At 66.2% G+C, this 4793-nt stretch carries 4 protein-coding genes; 1 reads left to right on the top strand and 3 read right to left on the bottom strand.

Going from position 1 to position 4793, the window contains the following annotated elements; all coding sequences use genetic code 11:
- The first annotated feature begins 126 nt into the window (after positions 1-126).
- Positions 127-1920, top strand: a complete 1794-nt coding sequence (gene sppA / locus WAN71_RS19560) for a signal peptide peptidase SppA (RefSeq protein WP_422226914.1) — start codon at positions 127-129, stop codon at positions 1918-1920.
- Here sppA and WAN71_RS19565 read toward each other — a convergent pair.
- Genes WAN71_RS19565 through WAN71_RS19575 form a run of 3 tightly spaced genes read right to left on the bottom strand, consistent with a single transcriptional unit; the run spans position 1917 to position 4685 of the window.
- Complete coding sequence (locus tag WAN71_RS19565; RefSeq protein ID WP_422226915.1) at positions 1917-2813, bottom strand: class I SAM-dependent methyltransferase; 897 nt, start codon at positions 2811-2813, stop codon at positions 1917-1919. The genes sppA and WAN71_RS19565 overlap by 4 nt on opposite strands.
- Positions 2814-2820: 7 nt before the next feature.
- Positions 2821-3738, bottom strand: a complete 918-nt coding sequence (locus tag WAN71_RS19570) for a class I SAM-dependent methyltransferase (protein ID WP_422226916.1) — start codon at positions 3736-3738, stop codon at positions 2821-2823.
- Positions 3739-3749: 11 nt separating this feature from the next.
- On the bottom strand, positions 3750-4685 hold the full coding sequence (locus WAN71_RS19575; protein ID WP_422226917.1) for a class I SAM-dependent methyltransferase: 936 nt from the start codon (positions 4683-4685) through the stop codon (positions 3750-3752).
- Positions 4686-4793: the final 108 nt, after the last annotated feature.

Here is a 4793-nt window from a genome sequence, read left to right on the forward strand (position 1 = left end):
CTTCAGGTACTCGCGGAGGCCGGCGGCATCGAAGCCGGTCTCGTCGAACTGATGAATTGAGATCGAGAATCGCACCCCATCACCGTACGGTCCGGCCGCATCGCTGGTCATCGGTAGGCTCGTTGCATGTTTTCATTCCTGCCCGACCCGCCGGGTATCGACGACGTACGTGCCTTGGCCCGCCGGGTGGATACCGCCCGCCACCACGGTGTTCCCAACGGCTGTGTGCTCGAACTCGACCTGCGGGTCGCGCCACCCGAAGCCAGCAGCCTGGATCCGCTGACGATCATCACCGGCGGCGGCCGGCCGCTGGTGTTGCGTGAAGCCGTGTCCGCACTCCACCGGGCTGCCGAGGATCCCCGCGTCGCCGGCCTGATCGCCCGCGTCGAGCTCCCCGCCGCCGCGGCCGGGCCGGTTCAGGAGTTGCGGGAAGCCGTCGCCGCATTCACTGCGGTCAAGCCGTCGCTGGCGTGGGCCGAGACTTACCCGGGAACGCTGTCCTACTACCTGGCCTCGGCGTTCGGCGAAGTGTGGATGCAGCCGTCGGGAACCGTCGGGCTGATCGGCTTCGCCACCAATGCGCTGTTTTTGCGTGACGCGCTGGAGAAGGCCGGCATTGAAGCGCAGTTCATCGCGCGCGGTGAATACAAGTCGGCAGCAAACCTTTTCACGCAAGACCGCTACACCGACGCGCATCGAGAAGCCGACACCCGGCTGCTGGAAAGCCTGCGCGCCCAGGTCTGGCAGGCGGTCGCCGACTCGCGCAGGATCGGTCACGACTCCCTCGATGCGCTGGCCGACCGCGCGCCGCTGCTACGCGAAGACGCCCTGACATCAGGGCTGATCGACCGTATCGGCTTCCGCGACGAGGCCTATGCGCGTATCGCAGAACTCGTTGGTGCCGAAGGACTTTCACCCGAGACCGGCGATGCCGACGCCGACGGCGCACCGCCTCGGCTGTATCTGAGCCGCTATGCCCGCGCGACTGGGCCGGGCGGACCCTCGTTGCCGCCGGTGCCGGGGCGCAGGTCCAAGGCGACCATCGCCGTCGTCACCCTTGCGGGTCCGATCGTCAGCGGCCGCGGCGGTCGAGGAGTATTGCCGTTCGGCAACTCCAGCGCCGGCGGCGACACTATCGCCGCGGGCCTGCGGGAGGCGGCCGCCGACGACTCGGTGTCAGCGATCGTGTTGCGGGTCGACTCCCCGGGCGGTTCGGTCAGCGCGTCGGAAACCATTTGGCGCGAGGTGAAGAAAGCACGCGATCGCGGCAAGCCGGTTGTGGCGTCGATGGGCGCGGTCGCCGCGTCCGGCGGCTATTACGTCTCGATGGGCGCCGACGCGATCGTGGCCAACCCTGGCACGATCACCGGTTCGATCGGTGTGGTGACCGGGAAGCTGGTCGCCCGGGATCTGAAGGACCGCCTGGGTGTCGGCTCGGATGCGGTGCGCACCAACGCCAATGCCGACGCGTGGTCGATCAACGCACCGTTCACTCCCGAGCAGCACGCCCACGTCGAGGCCGAGGCGGACCTGTGCTACACCGACTTCGTGCAGCGGGTCGCCGAGGGCCGCAACCTGAGTGTCGAGGCGGTAGATGCGGTCGCTCGAGGTCGGGTCTGGACCGGCGCAGATGCCCTCGAGCACGGCTTGGTCGATGAACTCGGGGGCTTAAGAACCGCGGTGCGCCGTGCAAAGGTGTTGGCGGGCTTCGACGAAGATGCCAAGGCTCGCCTTGTCGGCTATCCGGGCTCGTCGCTGTGGGACTTCATGCGGCCACGCCCGTCCTCGCAACCGGCGGCCGCGTCGTTGCCGGATGCATTGGGCGCGTTGATCAGCCAGTCGGTGGTCGGCATCATCGAGCAGGCCGAGCGGACGTTGAGCGGTGCCAGCGTGCTGTGGCTGGGGGAGTCCCGCTTCTAGCTCGCGAGTGTGCCGCTGACGTAGATGATTTCGCCCAGCGGATCGTCCTCCTCGGGGGCAGGAATCTCGAGTCCGTCGCGGTTGAGCAACTCCGCACGAGGGGTGCTGGAGACATCCCATGCCTTGGCGCGCAGGTAGTCGATGACGTGGCTGCGCTCCCCGGCGTACACCAGTGACGGCATATCGATGTCGAGCCCTTGCTCGCGAAACGGCGCAGAGATCTCGCGAACCCGGTCGGGGTCCAAATCCTTCAGGCCTGGCACGTATTCGGTGGCGATGGTGCTGCCCGGCACGCTGATAGCGCTGATGTTGTCGAACAACCGGTCCTGAGCTTCGGGCGGCAGGTAGATCAGCAGACCTTCGGCCAGCCACGCTGTGGGTGCTTCGGTGTCCAGGCCGGCAGCCCGCAGTGCCGTAGGCCAGTCGTCTCGCAGATCGATGCCGACCGTGCGGCGCTCGGCGGTAGGCCGAGCGCCGATACCGGCCAGCGTGGTCGTCTTGAACTCGATCACCTGCGGCTGATCGACCTCATAGACCACGGTTTCGGTCGGCCAAGGCAGTCGGTAGGCCCTCGAGTCCAGGCCGGACGCCAGGATCACCACTTGACGCACCCCCGCGTTGACGGCCGACAGCAGGCAGGAGTCAAAGTACTTGGTGCGCACCGCGATGCCGTTGATGATGGCCGGCACCCGGGCCGGCGGGAAGTCGACCAAGCCGTCGACCATCTTCACGAAGACTTCCAGCCCGACGGCGCGGACCAGCGGTTCGGCGAACGGATCGTTGATCAGTGGGTGCTCGGTCTTGCTCGCCATCGCGCGGCCGGCGGCGATCATCGTCGCGGTCGCGCCCACGCTGGAGGCCAGATCCCAGCTGTCGTCATGAGTGCGCGCCATGGCCGCCCTAGCCGAGCGTCGCAGCGACGTAGCTCATATTCCGGAACATAGCCATTGACTCGTCCTCTGGAAAGGTAAATCCGTTGCGCTGGTACAGCTCCGGGGCAGGATGCTCGGCCACCTGCCAGCCGTGGCCGGTCAGGTAGTCGATCACGATGCTGCGCTCGCCTTGGTAGAACAGGTCGCCCGGGTTGAGGTCGAAACCGGCACGGCGCCACCGCTCGCCGATGCGCTGCACGCTCTCCTCGGAGAAGGCATCCGGGTCGGAGATGTGCTCGGTGGCGAGCTGACTTCCCGGCGCGCTGAGCGTGGTGATGTTGTCGAACAATCGGTCTTGGGCCTCAGGCGGCAGGTACGGCAATAACCCTTCGGCACTCCACGCCGTCGGCTGGTTCACGTCGAAACCGGCTTCCCGCAGCGCTGTTGGCCAATCGTTTCGCAGGTCGATGCTGACCGTACGGCGCTCGGCGGTCGGCTCGGCGCCCAGATCGGCCAAGGTTGTGGTCTTGAAATCGATCACCTGCGGCTGGTCGATCTCGTAGACCACCGTCCCGGCCGGCCAGGGCAGCCGGTAGGCTCTGGTGTCCAGGCCAGACGCCAGGATCACCGCCTGCCGAATTCCGCCTTCGGTGGCGCCGATGAAGAAGTCGTCGAAAAACCGTGTCCGCACTGCCATTTGCTCAATCCGCGTTCTGCGGTTCAGCACCGGGTCGTCGTCCATGCTGACCTCTCCGTCGATAAGACGGACAAACGGAGCCAAGCCCACCGCACGGACCAGCGGGTCGGCGAGCGGGTCGTTGAGCAGCGGGTCGGGTCCCTGGGAGGCGATTGCGCGTGACGCGGCGACCATGGTCGCAGTCGCTCCCACGCTGGATGCCGCGTCCCAGCTATCGCCGTCGAATCTTCCGGATTGGGCGTGTGCCATATTGATGACTCCTACTTCTTGTCGGTCAGTGTGCCGCTGATGTAAAGACGGTCGGCGAACGGGAAATCGTCGTCGAGGGGCGGCAGTCCGTTGGCCGCGAACAGCTCTCGTGTGCTGCTGCCGATGATCTGCCAGCCGCAACCGGACAAGTAGGGTGCTGCTTCGTTGCGGTCGCCGAAGTAGATCAGCTCGGTCATGTCGAGGTCGAGGCCGTGCTTACGCCAGCGCTCGGAGACGGTCCGCATGTGTTCTTTCAGACGCTCGCGGAGGGTCTCATCCCGCCTCGGCATGCTTTCGGTAGCGATCCGGCTGCCCGGCGCGCTGAGCGCGGTGACGGTGTCGAGCAGCCGGTCTTGCGCCTCGGGTGGCAGGTAACCCAGCAGACCCTCGGCGCTCCATGCGGTCGGCTGGTCGGAGTCGAAACCTGCCGCGCGCAGCGCAGCCGGCCAGTCGTCGCGCAGATCGATGGCAACCGTGCGTCGGTGTGCGGTGGGCTGCGCACCCATCTCGGCCAGCGTGCGGGATTTGAATTCGACGACTTGCGGTTGATCGATCTCGTACACCATGGTGCCGTCGGGCCAGGGCAGCCGGTAGGCGCGGGAATCCAATCCAGACGCCAGGATCACCGCCTGCCTGATTCCCGCTTCGGCCGCGTCGAGAAAGAACTCGTCATAGAACCTGGTGCGGACCGCCATGTTTTCGGTCATCCGCGGCATGTTTCCCGACGAACTGTCGTTTTCGTCATGGAGGTCGGCGTGGGTCAACTCGCCGCTGACCAGCCGGACGAACAGGTCCACGCCCACGGCCCGGACCAGCGGCTCGGCGAACGGGTCGTTGATCAGCGGCCGCTCCGCCTTGCTTGCCAGAGCGCGCGACGCGGCGACCATCGTGGCGGTCACGCCAACACTCGATGCCAGATCCCAGGTGTCGTTGTCAGTGCGTGCCATCGCTATTCCTCTGCGCGGAGCCGGGTTGTTATTTAGCCAATATAACGAGCTTACCATGTCGCCGAATAGCCACTTGTGCAGGCATATTGCCGAAAACCGTGTGATAGC

It is taken from the genome of Mycobacterium sp., from assembly GCF_049280035.1.
GTDB lineage: Bacteria > Actinomycetota > Actinomycetes > Mycobacteriales > Mycobacteriaceae > Mycobacterium.